This window comes from Pseudomonas putida NBRC 14164, assembly GCF_000412675.1.
GTDB lineage: Bacteria > Pseudomonadota > Gammaproteobacteria > Pseudomonadales > Pseudomonadaceae > Aquipseudomonas > Aquipseudomonas putida.
This window is the reverse complement of the sequence record NC_021505.1, coordinates 3,805,065-3,831,622: the sequence shown is the minus strand read 5'-3', so window position 1 is coordinate 3,831,622 and position 26,558 is coordinate 3,805,065. Positions and strand designations below refer to the sequence as shown.

Here is a 26,558-nt window from a genome sequence, read left to right as displayed (position 1 = left end):
GTTGCAGTGATGCAAGCCATCCAAGTGAAGCACGTTCAGTCAGTAAAAGACGGACTTCCACTGGGTCGAGACCTGGTCCGGGGGCCTTTTGCCCGCTGACCCGCCTGCGTGAAGTTGGCGTGATCAAGCCCTGGGGCGTTGGCGGCAGCCGTGACGAGCTGATCGAGCACTGCCGTCTCTGAACAATACAGGGTTGTTTGTGTCCTATATATGGACCAAAATATGGTCCTGATTCGAGGGCGAAAAAATGCAGAACATCTTTGCTGACGTGACCGTAAGCGTGTCGGAACTGAAAAAGAACCCATCTGCTGTAATGACCGGAGCTGCGGGCATGCCCGTCGCAGTGCTTAACCATAATCGCGTGATGGGATACATGGTACCGGCCGAGCTGTATGAGGCCATGATGGAGCGCCTGGAAGATCTCGAATTGAGTGAATTGGCCAAGTCCAGGCTGGGGGAAAAAGGCGTACCGGTGTCTCTGGATGACCTATAAGCTCGAATTCCTGCCTTCAGCGCTAAAGGAGTGGGGCAAGCTGGGCCACACCGTTCGCGAACAGATCAAGAAAAAACTCGGCGAGCGTTTGCAATCCCCCAAGGTGCAGGCCGACGCGCTGCGCGACCTGCCGAACCACTACAAAATCAAGCTCAAGGCCTGCGGGTATCGCCTCGTCTATCGGGTCGAGGATGAGCGTATCGTTGTGGTGGTGGTATCGGTTGGCAAGCGCGAGCGCAGCGAGGTCTATCGCGCCGCTCAGAAGCGCTGAGCCCCATCACGTGTTCGCGTCAGCCAAAAGCTGCGCGCTGCCAATGCGCTTCGCTCACGATCGCGATGTTCGCGCCGGCTTCCCTGATTTCCACTGCTTTCTTGATCTTCGTGCCATAACTGCTATGCAGCCATTGGTCATTGCCAATACTGCCAATGACCAAGTAGTGGATCTTCTTGCTGACCCCGGCGGCGACTGCCCCCCCACGCTCTATCACCAGTGCTTCGCAATCTTTGCGAGGCCCGTAAGCCATTGTCCCGGTAAACAGGAAAGTGCGGTCTCTCCATTCCAGTGTCGGTTCGGGACAATCAAGTGGCAATGTGGAGGGCGAAGAGAAGGGGTTGTCGCTGCAACGTGGCTCGCCGGTGAACTGTTGCAAAAGCTCCAGCAGTTCAGCTGACTCGGTGGCATCCAGCACATTGTCCTGAAGCATGTCACTCAGGCGACGGTACAATAAATTGATAACCGGATCTTCGAGATGAATGAGCTGCTGCTCCATCCATCCCCTGAGAAACTCAGCCTCTTGTTGATTGACTTGATTGTCAGCCGTCAGGCCGGCAGCGATGCCAATCAGTGCATCAACTGATCGCTGTGCGATTCGCGCTTCGTGGAAAAAGCGGCTGTTCTGAAACTCCTGGTAAAGATCGACCATTCCCTGCTCCTCGTTTCTATTCCGTTAGAATCACAGCGTCGGCATATTTTGCCTGGTCCGGTGTAAATGTGGTGATCATGCCCGTGTGATTACAGCTCAAGGTGATTTCTGATCGTACGTCGATGAGCAGATCTTCGCCACGAAGGCCCTGCCATTGGGCCAGGTATTTGAAAGACCCGAACTTCATGGCTTTTTTCAATGCGCGATCATGTCCGCCTTTCCAACCAAGAACAGGGAGTGCGCCATTGGCACAGTGTTGGGCAAGGTCAGGTTGAGCCAGGGCCCGTTCACGACCAATCTCCCAGCACCGAATCAAGCCCTCATCGGGACCTTTCCATGCCTCTTCCCAAGTGAGTGATTGGCGGATAGGTTGATGGTGTGGGCGTTGAATGACTCCTGCAGTGCTATCCATGTCTGACATTGTCCGTAGTGTCCAGTTGGATCGATGCTACTAATTGGCCATTATTGTGTCTAGTGCTTGCCGATGTTCTGCCAGGTACCTATTTGTGGGGTAAGCCGGGATGGTTTTTTGTTAGCCTAGGCTTTGTTGCAACGCCTCGATAAACACCTCTTCCGCCCGGCTGAACCGCTGTTCCTTGTTCCACAACAGGTGAATATCCACATCGGCAATCCCTTCCTGCGGCGGCAGCTTCCACAGCAACCCCGCTTCGACATCCGGTGCCACCACATGCTCGGGCAGGCAGCCGATGCCGAATCCGGCGATCACCAGCCGGCGTACTTCCTCAAGGCTTGGCGATGAGGCCACGATCCGCCCCGCAAACCCTTGCAGATCACGGAAAATGGTCAGCGGCGACAACATGCCGCCAATCTGGTCGCTGGTGAAACTGACGAAGTTCTCCCGTTGCAGGTCGCCTTCGGCCTGGCCGAACAAGGCATGGTGCTTGCCACAGAAAAACGCATAGCGCTGGCGCAGGAACAGCTGCTGTTCCAGCCGTGGCTGTGCACGCCGGGTGAGGCTAAGGCCCGCAGTGGCGGTTTTTTCCTGCAGGGCGGCGACGATGTCGGAGCTGCGCATCACGTCGATTTCCAGTTCCACTCGCGGGCGCTGGCGGTGGAAGTCGGCGAGGAAGTTGTCGAAGCGTTCGCTGACGATGCGGCTGATCATCAGCAGGCGCACTTTGCCCACCACTTCGTCTGCCGGTTGCTCCAGCAAGCCGCCGATCTGCGACATTTGCCCATACACCTCGCCGGCGAGCTGGAACAGCTGCTCGCCCATTTCTGTCAGCACGAAGCGCGGCCCGCGGCGGGCAATGAGCTGGCGGCCGAGCTGCTCTTCAAGGCGCTTGAGCGCCTGGCTTACCGCCGGTTGGGTGAGGTGCAGGCGGGCGGCGGCGCGGCTGATGGACAGCTCCTGGCCGATGACCCGGAAGGTGCGCAGCAGGTTCCAGTCGAGGCGGTCGTTGAGCAGGCGGTCAGACATGGCGGGGGCTCGATGATAAGCGTGGTTAATAGTTCGAATAATAAATAGAAAATTGACTAATCATAGCCCCGGGCCGATAAATCGCATGCATTGAAGCCTGGTGCGTCGGCGTCGGCTTCTTCGCGGGCGTGCCCGCTGCCACAGGTTCTGCACTGTCAGCAGACATCGTGCGATCCCTGTGGGAGCGGGCGAGCCCGCGAAGAAACCAGCACCGAACCAGCAGGCCAAGCGCCACTAGAGCGCCACCGTGTCCCAGCAACTCCTGCCAGAACAACAAGCAAAGGAGCCCCCATGAACCCCACCGCTTCCGCCCAGCCGCGTCGTGCCGCCGCCGCCGCGTTCATCGGTACCATGATCGAGTGGTACGACTTCTACATTTACGCCACCGCCGCCGCCCTGGTGTTCGGTGCCTTGTTCTTCCCCTCTGACGACAGCCTGTTCAGCACCATGGCCGCGTTCGGCACCTTCGCCGTGGGCTTCTTCGCCCGGCCGCTGGGCGGCATCGTCTTCGGTCACGTGGGCGACCGAATCGGCCGCAAGAAGTCGCTGGTCATCACCCTGCTGATGATGGGCATCGTTACCGTGTGCATCGGCCTGCTACCGACTTACGCGCAGATCGGCGCCACCGCGCCGGTGCTGTTGATCCTGCTGCGCATCGTTCAGGGCATTGCCGTGGGCGGCGAGTGGGGCGGGGCGGTATTGATGGCGGGTGAGCATGCGCCCAAGGGCCGGCGTAACTTCTTCGCCTCGTTCGCCCAGCTGGGCAGCCCGGCTGGCCTGATTCTGTCGCTGTTGGCCTTTGGCGCGGTTACCCGCCTGCCTGAAGACGAGCTGATGAGCTGGGGCTGGCGCGTGCCGTTCCTGGCCAGCGCGTTGCTGCTGCTGGTGGGCCTGGCGATTCGCCTGGGGGTGAATGAGTCACCCGAGTTCATCGCCAGCCGCGAGCAGGCGCAAAAGGCCCGGCGCAAGGAGCAGGCGCCAGTGTTTGAAGTGCTGCGCACCGCCTGGCGCCCGCTGTTGCTGTGCATCGGCGCCAACACCCTGGGCATTGCCGGGGTCTATTTCACCAATACCTTCATGATCAGCTACACCACCCAGCAGTTGCACCTGGAGCGCTCGTTGATCCTTGAATGCCTGTTCTTTGTGGCGATCATCCAGCTCTGTGTGCAGCCGCTGGCGGCGTGGCTGTCGGAAAAGGTCGGCGCGACGCGCTTCCTGGCGCTGGTTGCGCTGCTGGCGATGGCCTCGCCCTACCCGATGTTCGTGCTGGTCAGCTCGGGCCAGGGCCCGTTGATCGTGCTTGGCATCGCCCTGGCCGCAGCCTGCATGGCTTCCTTCTACGCGGTCATTGCCGGCTATGTCAGCGGCATGTTCGCAACCCGCGTGCGCTACACCGCCATTTCTCTGGCCTATCAGATCTGCGGCGCGACCGCTGGCGGCCTGACCCCGCTGATTGGCACCTGGCTGGCTCATACCTTCAGCGGCCAATGGTGGCCGATGGCAGCCTTCTACACCCTGATCGCCACCATTTCACTGGTTTGCGTGCTCGCCTTGGCGCGCCAGTACGCCCGTAGCCAGCGCCTGGAACTGGCCTGATCGAACCCCAACTATTCTGGAGTACCCGCATATGTTGAAAAGCAATGGCGAACGCCTGTGGGCGAGCCTGATGGCCATGGCCGAAGTCGGCGCCACCGCCCGCGGCGGCAACTGCCGCCTGGCCCTCAGCGACGAGGACAAAGCCGGCCGAGAACTGTTCAGCCACTGGTGCCGCGAAGCGGGCCTTAGCCTGTCGGTAGATGCCATCGGCAACCTGTTCGCCCGCCGTGCCGGCAGTGACCCGCATGCCGCCCCGGTCATGATGGGCAGCCACCTCGACACCCAGCCTGAAGGAGGCCGTTTCGATGGCGTCTATGGCGTGCTGGCCGGCCTGGAGGTGGTGCGCCGCCTGAACGATCTGGACATCCAGACCCGCAAGCCGCTGGAAATTGCCGTATGGACCAACGAGGAGGGCGCGCGCTTCACCCCGGCCATGTTTGGCTCGGCGGTGTTCACCGGCAGCCTCGCGCTGGCCGAGGCGCTGGCCATTCGCGATGCCGATGGCGTCAGCGTCGCCGATGAACTGCACCGCACCGGCTACGACGGCCAACGCCCGCTGGGCGGCGAGGTGGATGCCTATTTCGAGGCGCATATCGAACAAGGCCCGATCCTTGAAGACAACGCCAAGGCCATTGGCGTGGTCAGTGGTGGCCAGGCCATCCGCTGGCTGGACGTGACGGTCGAGGGCATGGCGGCACACGCCGGCACCACGCCGATGCCGCTGCGCAAGGATGCGCTGTACGGCACCGCGCGGATGATCCAGGCCGTTGAGCAACTGGCAGCGGACTTTGCCCCCGAAGGCCTGACCACCGTAGGTGAGCTTTCCATTGCCAAGTCCTCACGCAACACCATTCCCGGCCTGCTGCAGTTCACGGTCGACCTGCGCCACCACCGCGACGAGGCCATCGAAGCCATGGAGCGCGAGCTGACCCTGAAGCTGCAAGCCATCGCCAGCCAGCGTGGCCTGCAAGTGCGTATCGAGCGCCACTGGGTGAGCCCGGCGACCCCGTTCGATGCCGACTGCGTGGCTGCCGTGCAGCAAGCGGTGGACGGCCTTGGTTATGCGCAGCAATCGATTGTCAGCGGGGCGGGTCACGATGCCATCCTGTTGGCGCGGTACTGCCCGACGGCGATGGTGTTCATCCCCTGCGTCGGTGGACTGAGCCACAACGAGGCTGAGGACGTGCTGCCTGATGATGCCCGACAGGGCGCTGATGTACTGCTGAACGCTGTGCTGGCACGGGCGGGCCGTGTCGACATAACTCATTGAATAGGGGGGCTGTGGGAGCGGGCGTGCCCCGCGAACACCGGCAAAGCCGGTGCCATGCATCGCATGGCCCCCTTCGCGGGACAAGCCCCACAAGTTCCTGCAAACCTTACCCACGCTGAGGATGTCGTGGCGAACTACATCCCACCCCGGCGCACATGCTTGACGAACACCTTCTCCAGCAACTCCCACATCGCCGGGTCGGTACTGAACGCCACATTGAAGCGCATCCACCCGGTCGCTTTGGCATCGACCATGAACAACTGCCCAGGCCCAAGCATGATGCCTTTCTCCAGCGCATCATCCAGCAATGCGGCACTGTCCGGAATCGCCGGGTGGCGGGTCCAGATGTACATGCCTTCATCCGATTCGGTGAACAGTTCGAAGCCCAATCGATGCAGATGCCGGCCAACTTCCTGATGCGCCTCGGCCAGCCGCTGGCGCAGGCGCTTGAGGTGCTTGCGCCAGCGGCCGTCGATGATCGCGGCGTACACCACACGCTCCATCACCTGCGAGGTGGTCAGGCCTGAGCGCATTTTCAGGTGCAGCAGTTTCTGCATCAGCTCGGGGTTGGCCAGCATGTAGCCGACCCGCACGTTGGGCGAAATGCTCTTGGAGTAGCTGCCTACGTACACCACCTGCTGCAGGTGGTCGAGGCTGGCCAGGCATGGCTGCGGCTCGGCGACCATGTCGGCGTACAGGTTGTTCTCCACCAGGCGGAAGCCGTGCTGGCTGGCCAGCTGCAGCAGGCGATGCAACTGCGGCAGCGGTGTGCGTGAGCAGGTCGGGCTGTGCAGGTGCGGCTGGGTGAAGAACGCCGTCGGGCGGTGGTGGGTGAGCAATTGTTCCAGCTGGTTCAGGTCGTAGCCGGCCGGGGTGCGTGGCACGCCGACCAGCGTCGCGCCCTGGGTACGCAGGATGCTCATCAGGTTGGGGTAGCCGGGGTCGTCCACCAGCACCACATCGCCAGGGCGCACCAGGGTGCGTGCGGCCAGGTCCAGGGCCTGGCTGGCGCCGTGGGTGAGCATCAGCTGCGCCGGGTTGGCGACGATGGAAAGCTCTTGCTGCAAATTCTGCGCAGTCAGCGTACGCAGCTCCATCAGGCCCATGGGGTCGCCGTAGCCCGACAGTTCCAGCGGGCTACCCGCCACCTGGCGCAGCCCACGCCGCAGGCCTTCTTCGTACATCCAGTCGTTAGGCAACCATCCGCACCCCGGTTTGTAGGGCAACTGGCGGATCTCGAAGATCTGCTGCAGGTACCACTCGGAGTTGAACGTTGGTCGGCTGGCGTCGGCCTCGGTATTGTGCCGTTCCAGTAGTTCGCCCGCCGCACGGTTGACGAAGAACCCCGCATTGCCACGGCTCACCAGCAGGCCCTGGGCGACCAGGCGATCGTAGGCCTCGACCACGGTGAAAGTACTCACCGAATAGCTCGCGGCAAAGGCGCGGATAGACGGCACCTTGGCGCCCGGCTTCAGGGTCTGGTTGTCGATCAACTCACGCAACCCGTCGATGATCTGGTTGACCAGCGGGGTGGAGGAGTCTGGATGTAATTCGAACATTCGGGGCCTTCAGGGTGCGTATCGCCTGGCGTCTGCAGGGTGTACTGCAAGGGCGACCTGTACAGTGCAGTGCGAGATTCATGCCACTGTGCATGGCTCTCTGCGTCGGACATTTTTACATTAGGTGTCGGATATCGCCACATAAAGCATGTTCAGTTCGCTTCAGGCAGTCGTCCTGGGGCGCGTCAGCAGGCCGCCATGGAGGGCCTGCGTGTGTTCGTTCACACCATCCTGCCCGCATTAGCACTGATGTACAGGTGAAGCCGCCAGCCATCGGGGTTTCACGGTTTTCCTTGGATAAAAAGAAGCACGGGGTACACAACTGATGGACGCAACATCCACAACCACCACCGCGAAAAGCGGGCACGAGAGCAAGCTCAGTGCCTCGCTGAAGTCGCGCCACCTGACGATGATGTCGATCGCCGGGGTAATTGGCGGCGCCTTGTTCGTCGGTTCCGGCAGCGTGATCCACAGCGCCGGCCCAGCCGCTGTCCTGGCCTACCTGGCGGGCGGCATCCTGGTGGTACTGATCATGCGCATGCTGGGTGAAATGGCGACTTCCTCGCCAGACACCGGCTCGTTCTCCACCTACGCCGACCGCGCCATTGGCCGCTGGGCCGGTTTCACCATTGGCTGGCTGTACTGGTGGTACTGGGTCATCCTCATGGCCTGGGAAGCCTATGTGGCGGGCAAGATCCTGCATGGCTTCTTCCCCGACGTTAGCGTCAATGTGTTCGTGCTGGCCACGACCCTGCTGCTGATCACCGTCAACTTCTTCAACGTCAAGCACTACGGTGAGTTCGAGTTCTGGTTCGCCTTGATCAAGGTGATCGCGATCGTCTGCTTCCTGATCGTGTGTACCGCTGCCGTGATGAACGTGTGGCAGTTCGGTGAAGTGCGTGGCATCAGCCACCTCACCGCCGAAGGCTTCATGCCCAATGGCATCACCACCGTGATCGGTGCGCTGCTTGGGGTGATGTTCGCCTTCCTGGGCGCCGAAATTGTCACCATCGCAGCTTCCGAAGCCAAAGACCCGGCCGCGCAGATCGTCAAGGCCACCAACTCGGTGGTATGGCGTGTTTGCCTGTTCTACGTCGGTTCGATCTTCCTGATCGTCTGCCTGGTACCGTGGAACGACCCGCACCTGGGCGTTTCCGGCTATGGCGCCTATCGCCGTACCCTGGAACTGCTGGGCGTGCCGTATGCCGAGCTGCTGATGAACTTCGTGGTGCTGACTTCGGTGAGCAGCTGCCTGATCTCGGGCCACTACACCGCTTCGCGCATGCTGTTCTCCCTGGCTCAGCGTGGCGATGCGCCGTCGTTCTTCAAGATCACCCGTGCCGGCACCGGTGTACCGGTGTACGCGATCATGGGCTCGTGCGCCGTGGCCGTGGTGTGTGCGCTGATCAACTTCAGCGAGACCCTGCGCCCGAAAGACGTGCTGGATACCTTGATGAACACCACCGGGATGATCGCCCTGCTGGTGTACCTGGTGATTGCCTTCTCGCAACTGCGCATGCGCCGCAAGCTGATTGCCGAAGGCAAGGAAGTGCGCCTGAAGATGTGGCTGTTCCCGTGGCTGACCTACCTGGTGATCGCGTTCATCGTGGCCGCCCTGGTAACCATGGCCTTCATGCCTGACTACCAGATCCTGGTTATTTCCACCGGTATCGCGGCGGCAGTCGTGGTGGCAATGGGCGTGGTGCACCAGATCCGCTCTGGCAGCAGCAAGCAGCACTAAGCGTCACTCGTGTCTGGAAACGGCCGGCTCCCTTGGGGACCCGGCCGTTTCGCGTTGTTGGGCCTGGGCTTTTTCTGCGGGCATGTGGAAGCGCTGGTTCATCCACGGCGAGCCGAGCAGGGCGGCGGCGCCGATGAGGGCCAGGATGGCGAGGGCGATGTAGGGCTTCATGGGCATGCGCATACATGGACTGACTCCACGCGTAGGTAGTCAGTTCCGGCCTCATCGCCGGCAAGCCAGCTCCCACAGTTGATAGCTGTACCCAGCCGTGTGGTGACCCTGGTGGGAGCTGGCTTGCCGGCAATGAGGCCATAGCAGACAAACACAGGTCTGCGCCTCTACAATGCGAAGCATTATCACTTGGCGCCGGCCCTCCATGTCTAATACACCGCCCAACCAGGAACTGCTCGACGCGCTGGCGTTGCACTATGACGACCTGGTTCGCTACATCCGCCAGCGCTTTCGCGACCGCCATTTTGCCCGCGACCTGGTGCATGACGTCTACCTGCAGATTCTCGACAAGCCTCCCCGCCAGCGCATTTCGCTGCCGCTGGCATTTCTGCGCAAGGTCACCTTCAACCGGGCCATCGACCGGGTGCGCGCCGAATCGCTGCGTGCGGCTCACCTGGCTGCCGCGAGCCATGACGAACCCGCCCTGGACAGCTGGGACGGTGCCCGCGAGCTGGATTTCGAGCAGCAGCTGCATGCCCTGCTGGCGATCATCGAGGCCCTGCCGGCACGTCAGCGCCAGGTGTTCCTGCTGCACCGTATCCATGGCATGGCTCAGCGTGACATTGCCGCCGAGCTGGAGATTTCGGTCAACATGGTCACCCAGCACTTCAACCGGGCGATGCGTACCATCGCCAGCCGCTGGGAACCGGCCCGGCGCCTGCATGGCGAGGCACGGGCATGAGCCAGGGCAAGCGTGAAAGCAAGGCCCAGGCCGACCCGTTGGAGGTGTTCAGCGAAGCCCTGCGTGAGCGGGTGGCGTCCCGCGAGGCGTTGCTCGCCGAAGGCAAAGCCATGACCGCACGCCGGCGCAAGGCCGGCAAGGCGGCCAAGGCCAGCCTGCTGTCGTTGCTGGTGGCGGGCAGCCTGTGGTGGCTGGACCCTGCCTGGCATACCGAGCAGGTGAGGGTGGCCGTGGGCGCGCAGCGCGAGCTGGTGCTGGCGGACGGCAGCCAGGTGCTGCTGGATTCGGGTAGCCGCCTGCAGATTGAACGGCACCTGCGCAGCCGGCAGCTGGAACTGCTCGAAGGGCAGGCGCGGTTTACCGTAGTGCATGCCGATGCGCCGTTCATTGTGCACAGCCAGGGCGTGCGGGTGCGTGATATCGGTACGGTGTTCGACGTGCGCAGCGATGTGCGTGGCGTGCGGGTAGGGGTGCTCGAGGGGGCGGTCGAGGTCGGCATTGGACACGGCGGCGTGCAACCACTGCGGGCCGGGCAGCAACTGCTTGCTGCTGCTGGCGAGTTGGGCGAGGTGCAGGCCGTGGCATCAGGTGCGATGGAGGCCTGGCGCAGCTCGGTGTTGCGTTTTGACGGCACACCGTTGCGCGATGCGGTTGTGGATTTGCAGCGCTACAGCGAGGTGCCATTGCGGCTGGCGGATGAACGTACCGGGGGTTTGCGCTTGTCGGGTGAGTTCGACAGCCGGCAGGTGCGGGCACTGCTGGATCAGTTGCCAGCGGTGTTGCCTGTGACGGTGGTGCGCGCGGCTGATGGTGGCTTGGTCATTGGCCGGGTTGATTGATCGCCTGCGCCGGCCTTTTCGCGGGCTTGCCCGCTCCCACAGGTTACAGAGGTGAATCCGATGGGTCGGATATCCTGGGGGCGGGCAAACCCGCGAAAGAGCCAGAACAGGCAACCGATAATTATTTTCATTGGCACATCAACATTCGCCCATGGCCAACCGCCATCCCCATGAAGTCACTTGAATCGTTCATATGGGGAACACATGGGTAACCACCTTTCACCGCTGACGCTGCTGGCTGCCAGCCTGCTGACCTGCGCCACCGTCCAGGCGCAGGATGCCACCTTCAGCCTGGACATTCCGGCCCAACGCCTGGACCGCTCGCTAAACGCCCTGGCCCAGCAGACCGGCACCCGCATCCTGTTTTCCACGGATGCTGCCGAGGGCCGTCAGGCGGCGGCCGTGCAAGGGCGCATGAGCGTCGCCCAGGCCTTGCAACAGCTGCTCGCCGGCTCTGGTCTGCAGCTGCAGCGGGCGGGTGAGGGTTACCTGATCGGCGCGCCGGCCAGCGGCATGGCGCTGGAACTGGGTGCTATCAACATCGACAGCCAGCGTTATGGCAATACCACCGACGGCACCGGTGCCTACACCTTGGGCACTACGCGCGCCGGTACAGGGCTTGACCTGTCGCCACGGGAAACGCCGCAGTCGATCAGCGTGGTCACCCGCCAGCGCATGGACGACCAGGGCCTGAACGACCTCACCGAAGTGCTGCAGCAAACCCCTGGCCTGTCGGTCCAAAGCCTGGGCAGTGAGCGGTTCAACATCTACTCGCGTGGCTATTCGGTAGACAACTACCAGTTCGACGGCATTCCCACCACCCTTGATATCGTCAGCCAGGTGTCGGCGCAAAGCCTCGCCGACATGGCCATCTATGACCATGTGGAGGTGCTGCGCGGTGCCACCGGCCTGCTGACTGGCGCAGGTGATCCTTCTGCCACCATCAACCTGGTGCGCAAGCGCCCCACCGCCGAGTTCAAGGGGCATGTCAGCGCTGGGCTGGGGTCGTGGAACAAGTACCGCACCGAGGTCGACCTGTCCGGGCCGTTGACCCCCAACGGCAATGTGCGCGGGCGCATGGTTGCCGCCTACCAGCAGAACGACAGCTTCGTCGACCACTACCACCAGGAAAAGCAGGTGTTCTACGGCATCCTTGAGGCCGACCTCAGCGACACCACCTTGCTCACCGTGGGCGCCGACTATCAGCGCAACCGGCCAGAGGGCTCGTCCTCGGTGGCGTTCCCGCTGTTCTACAGCAATGGTGAGCAAACCGACTTTTCCCGCTCCACCAATAGCGCCGCGCGCTGGAGCAGCAACCCCCAGGACGCACTGAACACCTTCGCCAGCCTCGAACAGAAACTGGGCCACGACTGGAGCCTGCGGCTGGCAGTGAACCAGATGTACATCAACCGCGACGACTACCGCCTGGCCACCGCCAGCTGGGGCTTCCCCGACAAGCAGACCGGCGAAGGCGTGCGCCTGTACGGCGGCGCCGGCAGCACATGGCAGAAGCAGGTGGGTGTGGATGCGCAGCTCAAGGGGGCGTTCCAGGCATTCGGCCGCGAACATGACCTGGTGCTGGGCTACAACTTCTCCCGCTACCAGAACCACCACGACCCGCTGCGCGGCACCGCGATCGAGGGCACCCGGGTCAACTTCTACACATGGGACAACTACACCACCAAGCCCAACACCGCCAACGGCAAGCTTTACGACGGCGATACCAGCATCTACCAGAGCGGTACCTACCTGGCGACGCGCCTGCGGCCCACCGACGACCTGTCGCTCATCCTGGGCGCCCGGGTCAGTAACTACCGCTACCGCTACGACCTCAGCACGCAGCCGAACAAAATCCCGGGTAACCGTGAAAGCGGCGTGGTAACGCCCTATGCCGGTGTGGTCTACGCGCTGAACGACATTCACTCGGTCTATGCCAGCTACACCAGTATCTTCAAGCCGCAGACGGTACGTGATGCCAGCGGCGCAACGCTGGCGCCGCGCGAGGGCGACAACTACGAAGTCGGCCTGAAAAGCGAGTATTTTGACGGGCGCTTGCAAACCAGCGTCGCCGCGTTCGAGATCAAGCAGGACAACCTTGCCGTGGTCGACCCAGGCCGAGTTGTGCCAGGTACCACCACGGCGGCCTATGAGGCGATTTCCGGTGCCACCACGCGTGGCTTCGAAGTGGAAGCCAGCGGTGAGTTGCAGCCGGGCTGGAACCTCAGCGCCAGCTACAACCACAGCATCATCAAGGATGCCGACGGCGAGCGCATCAACACGGTGTTTCCGGCCAACATGGTCAAGCTGTGGACCACCTACCGCCTGCCGGCCGAGCTGGACCGCCTGACCGTGGGTGGTGGCATGAACTGGCAGAGCGGCACGCACTTCACTGCCGCGCCTGCCGAGCTTGGTACCGTCAAGGCCAAGCAAGGGCAGTTCGCCGTGTTCAACCTGATGGGCCGTTTTCAGATTACTGACCAGCTTTCCACCACGCTGAACGTCAACAACCTGTTCGACAACAAGTACCTCAGTGCGCTGGATACCACGTTCTACAGTGGCTATTACGGCGAGCCACGCAACGTCATGGTGACCACCCGCTGGGATTTCTGAAAACGGGTCAGGGTCTCATCACCGGCAAGCCAGCTCCCACAAGGGCATCATCGCCTTCAAGTGCTGCACTGTCCCTGTGGGAGCTGGCTTGCCGGCGATAGGGCCCTCACAGTCGACAGATGGCATATGCTAGGCACATTGCCCGCCCAAAAGGAGCCCCACATGGCCTGGTCCGCCAACCAGTATTCCCTGTTCGAAGACGAACGCACCCGCGCGGTGCGCGACCTGCTCGCCGCCATCCCGCCACGCCCGGTGCGCCATGCCACCGACCTGGGCTGCGGCCCGGGCAATTCCACCGAGGTGTTGCTGCAACGCTACCCCGATGCCCAGGTGACCGCGCTGGACAGCGACCCGGACATGATCGACAAGGCCCGCGAGCGCAAACGGCTGCGCATCCCGCGGGTACGGACGGTCATCGCCGACATTGCCGGCTGGTCTGCCCCCGAGCCGCAGGACCTGATCCTGGCCAATGCCTCTCTGCAATGGGTACCTGACCACGCCTCGCTATACCCGCACCTGGTGCGTCAGTTGAGCGAAGGCGCCAGTCTGGCCGTGCAAACCCCCGACAACCTCGACGAACCGGCTCACCGGCAGTTGCGCGAGATTGCCAGCCAAGGCCCCTGGGCGGCGAAATTCGCCGATTTCCAGTTGCCGCCACGGCACAATGCGGCGTTCTACTACGACTTGCTCAGCCCGCTGTGTGCGCGGGTGGATGTGTGGCGGACCACTTATCACCACCCCTTGGCGGGCGGCGCCGAAGCGGTGGTGGAGTGGTTCAAGGGTTCGGCGTTGCGGCCTTACCTGGCCAGGCTTGATGAGCAGGAGCAGGCTGACTTCCTGCAGATGTACTTGCAGGCCATGCAGCGCGACTACCCGCCGGCCACCGATGGCAAGGTGCTGCTGCCGTTCCCGCGGTTGTTCGTGATCGCTACCCGCTAGGCCGGCGCCAGCGCCAGGCCACGTAGCTGTAGATGCCCAGGTTGAGCAGCAGCACGATGCTGCCCAACAGCAATTGAGTGTGCGGTGTCAGCCCGGCGGGGTAGATCAGTGGCCAGATATAGTGCTCGACAAAGCCGCCCTGGTAGCCTGCGCCCCCGGCTGCGCTGCGCATGCGGTTTTCCCAGGTGGTGAGCGGGCAGCCCAGGTGCAGGCACTCCACCGCCAGGCCCCAGGCCAGGGCCGGCAAGTGGATTAACAGGGCAGGGCGCCACTTGAGCACCAGCAGGCCGCCGAACAGCACTAGCAGGATGAAGGCCAGGTGCAGCAGGACCAGGGTGTCGGCGGCAAAGCGGTAGAGCATGGTTAGTGTGCCGGGGGTTGAAGTTAACCCAGCATAGTCGGGTGGCCTGCACTGGCCTCTTCGCAGCACAAGGGCCGGTACAGGCTTACAACCCTTCCTCGACCACCTGCAAAAAGGTCGCCACGACACGCCGCGTACGCTGCTCGCTCAGGCACACCAGCGTCTCGGTCAAATGCCGCTGACAATCCACGATCGGCAACGCACACACCCGCGCATCGGCGCCAAACTCCGCCGCTGACACCACGCCCACGCCAATCCCCACCACCACCGCTTCCCGCGCCGCTTCGCGGCCTTCCACCTGGATCGCCGGGCGAATCCGCAAACCCGCGCGTTGCATCTCTTCTTCCAGGGTCTGTCGCGTCACCGAGCCGGGCTCGCGCAGCACCAGTGGCATGTCATCAAGGTCGGCCAGGCTGATCGAGCCACGGCTGGCCCAGGGGTGATGGTGGGACACAAACGCCACCATCGGGTCGCGGCGCAGCGGCAGGCAATGCAGGCGTTCATCGTCGACATCCCGCCCGAGCAGGGCCAGGTCGGCCTGATAGCTGAACAGCCGCGCAAGCGATTCGTCGGTATTGCCCGTTTCGATCTTCACCTGAATGCCCGGGTAGCGCTGGCAGAAGCGGGCGACCTGCGGCAGCACGTGCACCGGGGCATCCACTGCCAGCACCAGGCTGCCGGTGTGCAGCGCGCGCGAATCGTGCAGCAGCTCCTGGGCCTCGGCCTCGCAGGCGAACAGGCGCTGGCTGATGCCCAGCAGGCGCTCGCCAAGGTCGGTGAGTTGCACCGAACGCTTGTTGCGGTGGAACAGCAATACGCCGAAGCGCTCCTCCAGTTTGCGCACCTGGTCCGACACTGCTGGCTGGGTCAGGAACAGCTTTTGCGCAGCGCGGGTAAAGCTGCCGTGCACGGCCACCGCATGGAAGGCTTTGAGTTGAGCGTGGGAAACCGACATGGCTGACCTCAGTAACAAGCTTGGCTTATGTGTGTAATACGATAAATCGATTTTATTTATCTTAGCGCAACTGTTTCCATAGATGTCAGCCCGGTGCCGGCATCACGAATGCCGCCAGGGCCCTGGTGCCCACACGGCGCCACCTGACCCGATGACAGCCTCGTCATCGCTGTGCGTAACACAAGAACAAGACAGGCGTTTCTTCACATTCTGCCGGCACACTTGAGCAAGAGGTCAGACACACATGAATCAATCCCTAGCCGCGTTCAAACGCTGGCGCATCCAGATTTTCGCCATCACCTGGCTGGCCTACGCCGCCTTCTACTTCACCCGCAAAGCCTTCTCGGTCGCCAAGCTGGGCATCGCTGAAGACCCAAGTTTCATGCTCGACAAGGCCGCCATGGCCAACCTCGACGCCATCTACCTGGCCGCCTACGCCGTGGGCCAGTTTACCTGGGGCATGCTCGCCGACCGCTTCGGCCCGCGGGTGGTGGTGCTTGGCGGGTTGCTGATTTCTGCTGTGGCAGCGGTGGTGATGGGCAGCTACGCCACCTTCCCGATCTTTGCCACCTGCATGCTGGTGCAGGGCCTGGCGCAGTCCACCGGCTGGGCCGGTTTGTGCAAGAACATCGGCAGCTTCTTCCCGGCCTCGCAGCGTGGGCGGGTACTGGGCCTGTGGAGTTCCTGCTATGCCTTCGGCGGCCTGGTGGCCTCACCGTTCGCGGGGTGGTGGGCCTATACCCTGGTGGGTACCTGGCACGCAGCGTTCTTCTCCAGTGCCGCCGTGGTGGCTTTGGTGGCCGTGCTGTTTTTCTTCCTGCAGCGCAACAAGCCTGAGGATGTCGGCCTGCCGGCGGTGGAACCCGAGCCGCAGAGCATGGCCCCGGCCGACAACCTGTGCAGCGTGTGGGCGCCGCTGAGGGAGATCCTGCGCAACCGCACGGTGCTGACTTTAGGGCTTGCGTACTTCCTGTTGAAGCCGGCGCGCTACGCCATCCTGCTGTGGGGGCCGGTGATCGTGTTCGAGCAGATGCCCTCAGTAGGCAAGGTCGGCGCGGCTATCATCCCAACCGCCTTCGAGCTGGCGGGGTTGCTTGGTCCGATCATGATCGGCCTGGCCTCCGACAAACTGTTTGGCGCCCGGCGCATGCCGGCCTGCGTGATCAGCCTGGTGCTGCTGACCATGACCCTGGCGGCGTTCATGGCGGCCATGCACACCGGAAGCGTGATGCTGGTGGTGGCCTTGCTGTTCGTCATGGGCCTGACCCTGTACGGGCCTGACTCAATGATCAGCGGCGCCGCTGCCATCGACTTCGGTACCGCCAAGGCCGGTGCCACTGCCGCCGGATTCGTCAATGGTTGCGGCTCGGTGGGGGCGGTGCTGGGTGGGCTGCTACCCGGGTATTTCGACGGCGTCACGGTGTTCATCGTGTTCGCTGGCTGCGCGCTGTTCTCGGCGCTGGTGCTGCTGCCGCACTGGAACAGCCGCCCGGCCAGCAGTGTGCAAAGCAACGACGTGGCACCGAATACCAGCATGGCAATCAAGCCACTGCGTACCTGAAAGGAAAGCGAGCGAATGAGACCCTTCTGGCTGCAACAGGCCCTGGACTCCACGCAGGAGGCGGTGTGCCCGCCGCTGCAAGGCGATGCCCGCTGCGATGTGTGCATTGTCGGCGGCGGCTACACCGGCCTGTGGACCGCATTGATGCTCAAGGAGGCGGTGCCGGCACTGGATGTGTTGCTGATCGAAGCCGACATCTGCGGCGCCGGTGCCAGTGGCCGCAATGGTGGCTGCGCGTTGTCCTGGTCGGCCAAGTACTTCACCCTGGAGCGCCTGTTCGGCATGGCCGAGGCGGTGCGCCTGGTGCGCGAGTCGGAGCGCAGCATCGGTGACATCGGGGCGTTTTGCGCGGCCAACGGCATTGACTGTGACTACCGCCTGGACGGCACGCTGTACACCGCCACCAACGCGGCACAGATCGGCGCCACGGACGGGGTGATCGCTGCGCTGGAGCAGAAGGGTATCAATTCGTTCCGCCGCCTGCCCTTGGAACAGGTGCAGCGTCTGGCGGGTTCGGCGCGGCATCTGGAGGGCTGGTTCTCGCCGGCGGCAGCCACGGTGCAGCCGGGCAAGCTGGTGCGCGGCCTGCGCCGGGTGGCCTTGCAGCGCGGTGTGCGCATTCATGAAGGTACCGCCATGACCGGCCTGGAGCACGGCGCCCCGGTGCAGGTGCGCACCGCTCATGGAACCGTACGTGCCGATCGCGTGGTGCTGGGCCTCAATGCCTGGATGGCGCGGGCTTTTCCGCAGTTCGAGCGCAGCGTGGCGATCGTTTCCAGCGACATGGTCATTACCGAACCGTGCCCCGAACTGCTAAGCCAGATCGGTCTGGACAGCGGCATCAGCGTGCTCGACTCGCGTATTTTCGTGCATTACTACCACAACACCTCTGATGGCCGGCTGATGCTCGGCAAGGGCGGCAACACCTTTGCCTATGGCGGGCGCATGCTGCCGGTATTCGACCAGCCGTCGCCGTACCGGCCATTGCTGGGCGAAACCGTTGGCGAGTTTTTCCCGGCCTTGGCCGAGGTGCCCCTGGCGGCCAGCTGGAACGGGCCGTCGGACCGCTCGGTGACCGGCTTGCCGTTCTTTGGTCGCCTGGACGGGCAGGGCAACGTGTTCTATGGCTTTGGGTACTCCGGCAGCGGCGTTGGCCCGTGTCATATGGGTGGGCAGATTCTTTCGTCGCTGGCGCTGGGGCTGGATAACCCGTGGACCCGTTCGCCGCTGGTCAAGGGGCCGCTGGGGCTTTTCCCGCCCGAACCGATCCGCTACCTGGGCTCGCTGATGGTGCGCAATGCCATCCGCCGCAAGGAGCGTGCAGAGGACCACGGTTTGCGACCGCGCCGGCTGGACGTGCGCCTGGCACGGTTTGCGGCGGCGGCGGGCAAAGCCGATAAAGGCTGATGAGATTTCTTGTCGATCCCATGCCTGAGGGCGTATAAAATGCACCCACTTTTGGCCGGTCGCTTCCTGAACCGGCCGCTGAAACAAGAGAGTCGACATGGGCGCACAGTGGAAAGCCAAACATAGAGAAACAGCGGCCAATGCCAAAGGCAAGGTCATGGGCAAGCTGTCCAAGGAAATCCAGATCGCTGCCAAATCGGGCGCCGATCCCGACATGAACCCGCGCCTGCGCCTGGCGATCGTGCAGGCCAAGAAGGCTTCGATGACCCGTGAAACGCTGGAACGGGCGATTCGCAAGGGCGCTGGTCTGGACGGTGATACCGTGCAGTACTCGGCAGTCAGCTACGAAGGTTTCGCGCCGCATCAGGTACCGTTGATCGTCGAGTGCCTGACCGACAACGTCAACCGCACCGTCGCGCAGATCCGCGTGCTGTTCCGCAAGGGCCAGCTGGGCGCCAGCGGCTCGGTGGCCTGGGACTTCAACCACGTCGGCCTGATCGAGGCTACCCCGGAAGGTGACGCCGACCCGGAAATGGCCGCCATCGAAGCCGGCGCCCAGGACTTTGAAGAAGGTGAAGAAGAGGGTTCGACCCTGTTCATCACCGACACCACTGACCTGGATGCCGTGCAAAAGGCGTTGCCGGAGCATGGCTTTACCGTGACCTCGGCGAAGATCGGCTACACCCCGAAGAACCCGGTGAGCGCAGCCAGCCTGAGTGCTGAAGCACTGGCTGAGGTTGAAGCGTTCCTCGAAGCGATCGACGAGAACGATGACGTGCAGAACGTCTACGTCGGTCTGACCGCCTAAAAAAGCCGGGGCCGCGTTGCGGCCCATTCGCGACGCAAGGCCGCTCCCACAGGGGTTATGCACTCCTCTGTAGGAGCGGCCTTGTGCCGCGAAACGAGGGCAAAGCCCTCGCCTGCGGTCTGGAGCCGAACCCTTGATGAACCCCACCTTCGCCTCCCTCAGCCTCGCCCACCTGCGCACCCTCGACCACCTGCTGCAGCTGAAAAACCTCAGCCACGCCGCCGAGCGCCTGGGCGTCAGCCAGTCGGCCCTCAGCCGCCAGCTGGCCCACCTGCGCGAAGCTTTCGACGACCCGTTGCTGGTTCGCCAAGGCCGCGGCTACGTACTCAGCGAATACGCTGAAGCGCTGGTCGAACCGCTACGCCAGGTTCTCGAAGAACTGCACGCCCTGCGCCAGCCCGCCGTATTCGACCCAGCCCGCTGTGAGCGCCGTTTCTGCCTGGCCGCTTCGGACTACGTGGCCGAGCACATGCTGCCGCTGCTGGTGGCCGCGCTGGAACATGAAGCCCCGGGCGTCTCGCTGGAGTACCGTACCTGGCAGGCCGGCCAGTATGCGTTGCTGGCCAGCGGCGAAATCGACCTGGCAACCACCTTGTTCGACGAGTCGCCCCCCAACCTGCACGGGCGCTTGCTGGGTGAGGACCGTGCGGTGTGCCTGATGCGCCACGACCACCCGCTGGCCACCCACTCCGCGCTCAGCCAGGCCGATTACCTGGCGCACAAGCATGTGCGCATTTCCGGTGGTGGCGACAAGGACAGTTTCATCGACCGCCACCTGCGCGCTCAGGGCCTGCAGCGGCGGGTCAGCCTGGAAGTGCCGTTTTTTTCCGCCACCGTCAAGGTCATTGCCAACAGCCAGGCCGTGGCCACCGTACCCGAGCACATCGCCCGGCAATTGTGCCGCTTGCATGACCTGGCCTGGCGGCCGTTGGGCTTTATCGACCACAGCCAGCGCTACTGGGTGGTGTGGCACCAGCGGCTGCAGGCTTCAGCGGAGCACCGCTGGCTGCGCAACCGGGTGTTCGAGCTGTGGCGTCAGTCGCAGTTCGGCGTGCAGGGTGGGCATGCGGGTTCGCCATAGCAGGTATGCGCAAGGCGGGGTTATTCGCCGGGGGATAGGTGCCTAGACTGGGGCATTGTGTTGCCTGTTCCGGCCCTATCGCCGGCAAGCCAGCTCCCACAGGTAAGCCACAGGGTCTGAAGCCTATGGACTACCTGTGGGAGCTGGCTTGCCGGCGATAGGGCCGGAACAGGCAGTGGATTACCCACAGGAGAGCCCACGTGACCCCCGAACAATTCCGCCAGTACGGCCACCAACTGATCGACCTGATTGCCGACTACCGCCAGACCGTCGGCGAGCGCCCGGTCATGGCCCAGGTCGAGCCTGGCTACCTCAAGGCTGCCTTGCCCGACACCGCTCCCCAGCAAGGTGAGCCTTTCGAAGCCATCCTCGACGACGTCAACCAGCTGGTCATGCCCGGCCTGTCCCATTGGCAGCACCCGGACTTCTACGGCTACTTCCCCTCCAACGGTACGCTGTCCTCGGTACTTGGCGACTTCCTCAGCACCGGCCTGGGCGTGTTGGGCCTGTCGTGGCAGTCCAGCCCGGCCCTGAGCGAGCTGGAAGAAACCACCCTCGACTGGCTGCGCCAGTTGCTCGGCCTGTCCGGCCAATGGAGCGGGGTGATCCAGGACACGGCCTCTACCAGTACCCTGGTGGCACTGATCAGCGCCCGCGAGCGCGCCAGCGACTACGCACTGGTGCGCGGTGGCTTGCAAGCCCAGGCCAAACCCCTGATCGTCTATGTCAGCGCCCACGCCCACAGTTCGGTGGACAAGGCCGCGCTGCTGGCAGGCTTTGGCCGCGACAACATCCGCCTGATCCCGACCGACGAGCGCTACGCGCTGCGTCCGGAGGCGCTGCAGGCAGCCATCGAGCAGGACCTGGCAGCGGGCAACCAGCCATGCGCCGTGGTGGCCACCACCGGCACCACGACCACCACGGCACTGGACCCGCTGCGCCCGATCGGCGAGATCGCCCAGGCCCATGGCCTGTGGCTGCATGTGGACTCAGCCATGGCCGGTTCGGCGATGATCCTGCCCGAGTGCCGCTGGATGTGGGACGGCATCGAGCTGGCCGATTCGGTAGTGGTCAATGCGCACAAGTGGCTGGGTGTGGCCTTCGACTGCTCGATCTACTACGTGCGGGATCCGCAGCACCTGATCCGGGTAATGAGCACCAACCCCAGCTACCTGCAATCGGCGGTGGATAGCGAGGTAAAGAACCTGCGTGACTGGGGCATACCGCTGGGCCGTCGGTTCCGCGCGTTGAAGCTGTGGTTCATGTTGCGCAGCGAGGGTGTAGAAGCGTTGCAGGCGCGGCTGCGGCGTGACCTGGACAATGCCCGGTGGCTGGCGGAGCAGGTAGGGGCGGCTGCGCAGTGGGAAGTGCTGGCACCGGTGCAATTGCAGACCTTGTGCATTCGCCATCGGCCGGCGGGGCTGGAAGGGGAGGCGCTGGATGCGCATACCAAGGGGTGGGCCGAGCGGCTGAATGCGTCCGGGGATGCGTACGTGACGCCAGCGACGCTGGACGGGCGATGGATGGTGCGGGTGTCGGTGGGTGCGCTGCCGACTGAGCGGGAGCATGTCGAGAAGCTTTGGGAGAGGTTGCAGGAAGTGGTTGCAGGCTGAGACTGCCGGGGCCGCGTTGCGGCCCGTTCGCGGCACAAGGCCGCTCCTACAGGGCAACGCGCAAGCCTGGGCTCATGCGATCCACCTGTAGGAGCGGCCTTGTGCCGCGAAAGGGCTGCAAAGCAGCCCCCTGCAATCTATCAGTGGCTCACTGCCTGAAAGCTACCTTTACGGCTAGCTTCATACGCTGCCTTTTCCATCGGCTTGGCGTTCGGGTTACCCAGGTCTTCCATCGTCAGGCGATGGGTTTCCGGGGCGATGTAAGCGGCCAGGGCGCACACGCAGGTGATGAAGAACGCCAGGCTACCGACTACCAGCGGGATGTTGTCCGAGCCAGGTGGTGCAATCAGGGCGAACAGCGCCGGCAGCATGGCGGTCAGCATGGTGCCGATGTTCTGTGCGATGGCCATGGCCGAAACGCGGTAGCGGGTGTGGAACAGCTCTGGGTAGAAGCTTGGGAACACCGCGTTGTAACCCTGGTAGACCATGCCCCACATCACGATCGAGGCGGCGAACGCCATTGGCACGTTCTGGATGCTGATTGCATACAGGTAGACGAAGGCCAGCAGGCCAGAGCCCAGGCAACCGGCGATCATGGTCGGTCGACGGCCAATCTTGTCCGACAGGTTGCCGACAAACGGGATCACCAGCACTGCGACGATGTTGCCGACCACCGGAATCCACAGGTACACGCTCTTGTCGAAGCCGATGCCATAGGCCGGCTGCACCGCGTAGGCCGCACCGAAGATGGTGGCTACCACCGGGATCACGTTCATCAGGGCCATGAACATCACCAGCACCATGTGCTTCCAGCTGTGACGGAAGGCTTCGCTGATGGGCGACTTGGCAACCTTGTCCTGCTTCTCTTCCTTCACGAATGCCGGGGTTTCATGCACTTCCTTGCGGATGATGAAGCCTGCGATCAGCACGATGGCGCTCATCAGGAACGGAATGCGCCAGCCCCATTCGGTGAAGGCTTCGCTAGGCATGAAGTAGGCCAGTGGCAGGAACACTGCCGCCGCCAGTACCTGGCCGGCCTGCACGCCTTGCAGGGTGAAACTGGCGTAGTAGCCTCTTCGACCGAACGGCGCGTGCTCCATGATCATGGAGCTGGCCCCGGAGATTTCCCCCGCCACGGCAAAGCCCTGGATCAGGCGCAGTACCACCAGCAAGGCCGGCGCGAGGTAGCCGATGTCGTGGTAGGTGGGCAGCAGGCCTACCGCCATGGTCGACAGGCCCATCAGGAACATGCAGAGCAGCAGTACGTTCTTGCGACCGCGGGTGTCACCCCAGTGGCCCAGCACGAAAGCACCGACCGGACGCGCCAGGTAGCCCACGCCGTAGGTGGCCAACGAGGCGATGATGGCCATTTTCGGGTCGGTATTGGGGAAGAAGATCTGCGGGAAAATCAGTGCAGCGGCCTGGGCGTAGATGAAGAAGTCGTAGTACTCGAGTGCCGAGCCTATCCATCCACTGGCGGTCGCTTTTTTGGCTTGCGAGCTGGAGTGAGCCATCGTTGTCTCCGTTGTTATTGTTGTTTGCGCAGGTTCCGCCGTTGGTTCGCCAAGGCAGGAGGCAGTGGTCGGTGTGCCTGCGTCTGTGGTTCATGTTGACCACGGGCCAGCGGTCTAGCAATTCGTTAAAACGGGTTTTGTGCGATAATCGAACGCAAAACTAACCATTCCGTACAAAGAGATTGAAGCGACGACTTTACCTGCGAATAATCGATCGTGCCATAAACTGTGACAGTGGTTTTTTACCTGACTGGCACCGTCATTTTCTAACAACAAGGAACTCCCGTCATGCAGCGTTCGATCGCTACCGTGTCCTTGAGCGGCACCCTGCCGGAAAAGCTCGAAGCCATCGCCGCCGCCGGTTTTGACGGCGTCGAGATCTTTGAAAACGATCTGCTGTATTACGCCGGCAGCCCGCGCCAGGTGCGCCAGATGTGCGCCGACTTAGGGATAGCCATTACCCTGTTTCAGCCGTTCCGCGACTTCGAAGGCTGCCGCCGCGACCGCCTGCAGAAAAACCTCGACCGCGCCGAGCGCAAGTTCGACCTGATGCAAGAGCTGGGCACCGACCTGGTGCTGGTATGCAGCAACGTTCAGGCCGATGCCCTGGGCGATGAACAGCTGCTGGTCGACGACCTGCGCCTGTTGGGCGAGCATGCCGGCAAACGTGGCCTGCGCATTGGCTATGAAGCCCTGGCCTGGGGCCGTCACGTCAACACCTACCAGCAAGTCTGGAACCTGGTGCGCCAAGCCGACCACCCGGCCCTAGGGGTGATTCTCGACAGCTTCCACACCTTGTCGCTGAAGGGCGACCCCAGCGCGATCCGCGACATCCCCGGCGACAAGATCTTCTTCGTGCAGATGGCTGACGCGCCGATCCTGGCCATGGATGTGCTGGAGTGGAGCCGCCACTTCCGCTGCTTCCCGGGGCAGGGCGAAATGGACATGGCGGGTTTCCTGGCGCCGATTCTTGCCACTGGCTACCGTGGCCCGCTGTCGCTGGAAATCTTCAACGACGGCTTCCGCGCCGCGCCCACCCGGCAGAATGCCGCCGACGGCCTGCGTTCGCTGCTGTATCTCGAAGAACAGACCCGCTTGCGCCTCGAGCAGGAAAACACGCCGATCGAACCTGGCGTGCTGTTCACCCCGCCCGCGGCCAGCGCCTATGACGGCGTGGAGTTCCTTGAATTTGCGGTCGACGAAGCCGTCGGCGCGCGCCTGGGCAGCTGGCTGAAGCGCCTGGGCTTTGCCGAAGCTGGCAAACACCGCAGCAAGGACGTACAACTGCTGCGCCAGGGCGATATCAACATTGTCCTGAACGCCGAACCGTACTCCTTCGGCCACAACTTCTTCGAGGCCCACGGCCCGTCGCTGTGCGCCACCGCACTGCGGGTCAAGGACCCGCAAGCCGCCCTGAAGCGTGCCACCGCCTTCCGTGGCCAGCCGTTCCGCGGCCTGGTCGGCCCTAACGAGTGCGAAGTACCGGCGGTACGCGCACCGGACGGCAGCTTGCTGTACCTGGTGGAGCAGGGCACCGCTGGCCACACGCTGTACGACACCGATTTCAGCCTGGACAAGAGCGCCACCGCCACTGGCGGCCTGCGTCGCATCGACCACATGGCCCTGGCCCTGCCAGCCGAGTCGCTGGACAGCTGGGTGCTGTTCTACAAGAGCCTGTTCGACTTCGCTGCCGACGACGAAGTGGTGCTGCCCGACCCGTATGGCCTGGTCAAGAGCCGCGCCCTGCGCAGCCAATGCGGCACTTTGCGCCTGCCGCTGAACATCTCGGAAAACCGCAACACCGCCATTGCCCATGCACTCTCCAGCTACCGCGGTTCGGGGGTGCATCACATTGCCTTCGATTGTGATGACATCTTCCGTGAAGTGGCGCGTGCCAAGCTGGCTGGAGTACCGCTGCTGGAAATCCCGCTGAACTATTACGACGACCTGGCGGCGCGCTTCGATTTCGACGACGAATTCCTCAGCGAACTGGCGTACTACAACGTGCTGTACGACCGCGACGCCCAGGGCGGCGAGCTGTTCCACGTGTACACCGAACCGTTTGAAGAGCGCTTCTTCTTCGAAATCATCCAGCGCAAGGGGGGCTATACCGGTTACGGCGCGGCCAACGTCGCGGTGCGCCTGGCAGCCATGGCCAAGGCCCGCAGCGGCGCGGCGCGCAAGCCCGTCCTCTGACCCCGACGCGGTCGGTGTAGGAGCGGCGCAAGGCCGCTCCTACACCGAGGGTGTATGACTCAGGGGCGCTCAGCTACCATCAACAGCGACTGCGGCACTGCACTTTGCGGGTGCTGTGGCTCCTGCAAACTGAGCAGGCGCAACCCGGCCATGTCCAGTGCATTCAGCCAGCTGGCCAACGTACGGAAGTACCACGGCATCGGTTGCCAGTCCCCGTTAAACCCGGCAAACGACTCCTCCCGCCAGCCATCCTGATACTCCCCGCCGGCAACGCTCCAGGGGTGCAACGTCTGGATCACCAGTGCGCCACCCGGCACCAGCAAATCTTTCATGGCCGCCAGCAACGGGATGATGTCCTGGTGCAACAGCGCAAAGTTGGCACAGACCAGGTCATACCCTGTGCCCACATAAACCTGCGCATCGGCCAACTGCGCATAGCTGGCCAGGTGCACCTCGGCCGAGCCCGCCGCGCGCGCGGCCTCTACCAGCGTCCGGTCACCATCCACGCCCACGGCTTCGATACCGCGGTCCTCCAGTGCACGCAGCAACCAGCCCTCACCACAGCCCAGGTCCAGCACTCGCCCGGGCTGTCGGCCGAGGATGGCGAGCAGGATGGCCTGGTCAGTGACCTGGCGACGGCTCTCGATGGCGCCGCTGCGCACGGCGTCGATCCAGGCGTAGGCGTTGTGCTGCCAACTGTCGAGCAAAGTGCTTTCAGGGTCAGGCATGGTGGTATCC

Annotated in this window: 24 protein-coding genes; 15 read left to right on the top strand and 9 right to left on the bottom strand. The window is 63.3% G+C overall.

The genetic code is table 11. The features are described from left to right. Positions 1-247 precede the first annotated feature (247 nt). Positions 248-493, top strand: a complete 246-nt coding sequence (locus PP4_RS16910; RefSeq protein ID WP_016500420.1) for a type II toxin-antitoxin system Phd/YefM family antitoxin — start codon at positions 248-250, stop codon at positions 491-493. Beyond that, positions 483-764: a type II toxin-antitoxin system RelE family toxin gene (locus PP4_RS16905; protein WP_016500419.1), complete on the top strand. Its 282-nt coding sequence runs from the start codon at positions 483-485 to the stop codon at positions 762-764. Before PP4_RS16910 ends, PP4_RS16905 begins: the two co-directional genes overlap by 11 nt. 19 nt (positions 765-783) lie before the next feature. Here the strand turns inward: PP4_RS16905 and PP4_RS16900 are convergent, their stop codons facing one another. The 3 genes from PP4_RS16900 to PP4_RS16890 form a co-directional block, all read right to left on the bottom strand. Continuing rightward, a complete protein-coding gene (locus PP4_RS16900) occupies positions 784-1,416 on the bottom strand; it encodes a BRCT domain-containing protein (RefSeq protein WP_016500418.1) in 633 nt (210 codons plus the stop codon). Between the two features lie 16 nt (positions 1,417-1,432). After that, a complete protein-coding gene (locus PP4_RS16895; RefSeq protein WP_016500417.1) occupies positions 1,433-1,837 on the bottom strand; it encodes a hypothetical protein in 405 nt (134 codons plus the stop codon). A 111-nt stretch (positions 1,838-1,948) separates the two neighbouring features. Next, the gene (locus PP4_RS16890) at positions 1,949-2,857 is read right to left on the bottom strand and encodes a LysR family transcriptional regulator (protein ID WP_016500416.1); all 909 of its coding nucleotides are present in this window, start codon (positions 2,855-2,857) and stop codon (positions 1,949-1,951) included. A gap of 291 nt (positions 2,858-3,148) precedes the next feature. On the opposite strand from PP4_RS16890, the gene PP4_RS16885 reads away from it, so the two are divergent. After that, a complete protein-coding gene (locus PP4_RS16885; RefSeq protein WP_016500415.1) occupies positions 3,149-4,453 on the top strand; it encodes an MFS transporter in 1,305 nt (434 codons plus the stop codon). A gap of 31 nt (positions 4,454-4,484) precedes the next feature. After that, a complete protein-coding gene (locus tag PP4_RS16880; protein WP_016500414.1) occupies positions 4,485-5,723 on the top strand; it encodes a Zn-dependent hydrolase in 1,239 nt (412 codons plus the stop codon). Between the two features lie 134 nt (positions 5,724-5,857). On the opposite strand, the gene PP4_RS16875 is transcribed toward PP4_RS16880, so the two are convergent. After that, on the bottom strand, positions 5,858-7,282 hold the full coding sequence (locus PP4_RS16875; protein WP_016500413.1) for an aminotransferase-like domain-containing protein: 1,425 nt from the start codon (positions 7,280-7,282) through the stop codon (positions 5,858-5,860). A gap of 325 nt (positions 7,283-7,607) precedes the next feature. On the opposite strand from PP4_RS16875, the gene PP4_RS16870 reads away from it, so the two are divergent. Next, a complete protein-coding gene (locus tag PP4_RS16870) occupies positions 7,608-9,023 on the top strand; it encodes an amino acid permease (protein ID WP_016500412.1) in 1,416 nt (471 codons plus the stop codon). Between the two features lie 3 nt (positions 9,024-9,026). On the opposite strand, the gene PP4_RS16865 is transcribed toward PP4_RS16870, so the two are convergent. Beyond that, a complete protein-coding gene (locus PP4_RS16865) occupies positions 9,027-9,206 on the bottom strand; it encodes a hypothetical protein (RefSeq protein WP_016500411.1) in 180 nt (59 codons plus the stop codon). A gap of 193 nt (positions 9,207-9,399) precedes the next feature. Here PP4_RS16865 and PP4_RS16860 point away from each other — a divergent pair, with 193 nt between their 5' ends. The 4 genes from PP4_RS16860 to tam all read left to right on the top strand — a co-directional run bounded on the left by PP4_RS16860 (position 9,400) and on the right by tam (position 14,324). After that, on the top strand, positions 9,400-9,936 hold the full coding sequence (locus PP4_RS16860) for an RNA polymerase sigma factor (protein ID WP_016500410.1): 537 nt from the start codon (positions 9,400-9,402) through the stop codon (positions 9,934-9,936). Beyond that, entirely contained in the window at positions 9,933-10,775 is an 843-nt protein-coding gene (locus PP4_RS16855) for a FecR family protein (RefSeq protein ID WP_016500409.1), read from the top strand. The genes PP4_RS16860 and PP4_RS16855 overlap by 4 nt, the downstream gene beginning before the upstream one ends. A 204-nt stretch (positions 10,776-10,979) precedes the next feature. Further along, a complete protein-coding gene (locus PP4_RS16850; RefSeq protein WP_016500408.1) occupies positions 10,980-13,385 on the top strand; it encodes a TonB-dependent siderophore receptor in 2,406 nt (801 codons plus the stop codon). 162 nt (positions 13,386-13,547) lie between these two features. Then, positions 13,548-14,324, top strand: coding sequence for a trans-aconitate 2-methyltransferase (tam, locus tag PP4_RS16845; protein ID WP_016500407.1), 777 nt, complete (start codon positions 13,548-13,550; stop codon positions 14,322-14,324). On the opposite strand, the gene PP4_RS16840 is transcribed toward tam, so the two are convergent. Both PP4_RS16840 and PP4_RS16835 read right to left on the bottom strand, forming a co-directional pair. Next, a complete protein-coding gene (locus tag PP4_RS16840; protein ID WP_016500406.1) occupies positions 14,314-14,685 on the bottom strand; it encodes a DUF2784 domain-containing protein in 372 nt (123 codons plus the stop codon). The two genes, tam and PP4_RS16840, sit on opposite strands and share 11 nt — an antisense overlap. An 85-nt stretch (positions 14,686-14,770) precedes the next feature. After that, entirely contained in the window at positions 14,771-15,640 is an 870-nt protein-coding gene (locus tag PP4_RS16835) for a LysR substrate-binding domain-containing protein (protein ID WP_016500405.1), read from the bottom strand. Between the two features lie 244 nt (positions 15,641-15,884). Between PP4_RS16835 and PP4_RS16830 the strand changes: the two genes are divergently transcribed. The 5 genes from PP4_RS16830 (at position 15,885) to PP4_RS16810 (ending at position 22,110) form a co-directional block, all read left to right on the top strand. After that, positions 15,885-17,201 carry an MFS transporter gene (locus PP4_RS16830; protein ID WP_016500404.1) on the top strand — a complete coding sequence of 439 codons (1,317 nt, stop codon included), beginning with the start codon at positions 15,885-15,887 and terminating at the stop codon, positions 17,199-17,201. Between the two features lie 15 nt (positions 17,202-17,216). Next, positions 17,217-18,608, top strand: coding sequence for an FAD-dependent oxidoreductase (locus PP4_RS16825; protein ID WP_016500403.1), 1,392 nt, complete (start codon positions 17,217-17,219; stop codon positions 18,606-18,608). Positions 18,609-18,705: 97 nt separating this feature from the next. Beyond that, entirely contained in the window at positions 18,706-19,416 is a 711-nt protein-coding gene (locus PP4_RS16820; RefSeq protein WP_016500402.1) for a YebC/PmpR family DNA-binding transcriptional regulator, read from the top strand. A 136-nt stretch (positions 19,417-19,552) separates the two neighbouring features. Beyond that, on the top strand, positions 19,553-20,497 hold the full coding sequence (locus PP4_RS16815) for a LysR family transcriptional regulator (protein ID WP_016500401.1): 945 nt from the start codon (positions 19,553-19,555) through the stop codon (positions 20,495-20,497). A 200-nt stretch (positions 20,498-20,697) separates the two neighbouring features. Continuing rightward, positions 20,698-22,110 (top strand): DOPA decarboxylase, encoded by a 1,413-nt coding sequence (locus tag PP4_RS16810; protein ID WP_016500400.1) that lies wholly within the window; start codon positions 20,698-20,700, stop codon positions 22,108-22,110. A gap of 140 nt (positions 22,111-22,250) precedes the next feature. Here the strand turns inward: PP4_RS16810 and PP4_RS16805 are convergent, their stop codons facing one another. After that, entirely contained in the window at positions 22,251-23,624 is a 1,374-nt protein-coding gene (locus PP4_RS16805; protein ID WP_016500399.1) for an MFS transporter, read from the bottom strand. A 288-nt stretch (positions 23,625-23,912) separates the two neighbouring features. On the opposite strand from PP4_RS16805, the gene quiC reads away from it, so the two are divergent. Beyond that, positions 23,913-25,820: a 3-dehydroshikimate dehydratase QuiC gene (gene quiC, locus PP4_RS16800; RefSeq protein ID WP_016500398.1), complete on the top strand. Its 1,908-nt coding sequence runs from the start codon at positions 23,913-23,915 to the stop codon at positions 25,818-25,820. 59 nt (positions 25,821-25,879) lie between these two features. On the opposite strand, the gene PP4_RS16795 is transcribed toward quiC, so the two are convergent. Further along, positions 25,880-26,548, bottom strand: a complete 669-nt coding sequence (locus tag PP4_RS16795; RefSeq protein ID WP_016500397.1) for a class I SAM-dependent methyltransferase — start codon at positions 26,546-26,548, stop codon at positions 25,880-25,882. Between the last annotated feature and the right edge of the window lie 10 nt (positions 26,549-26,558).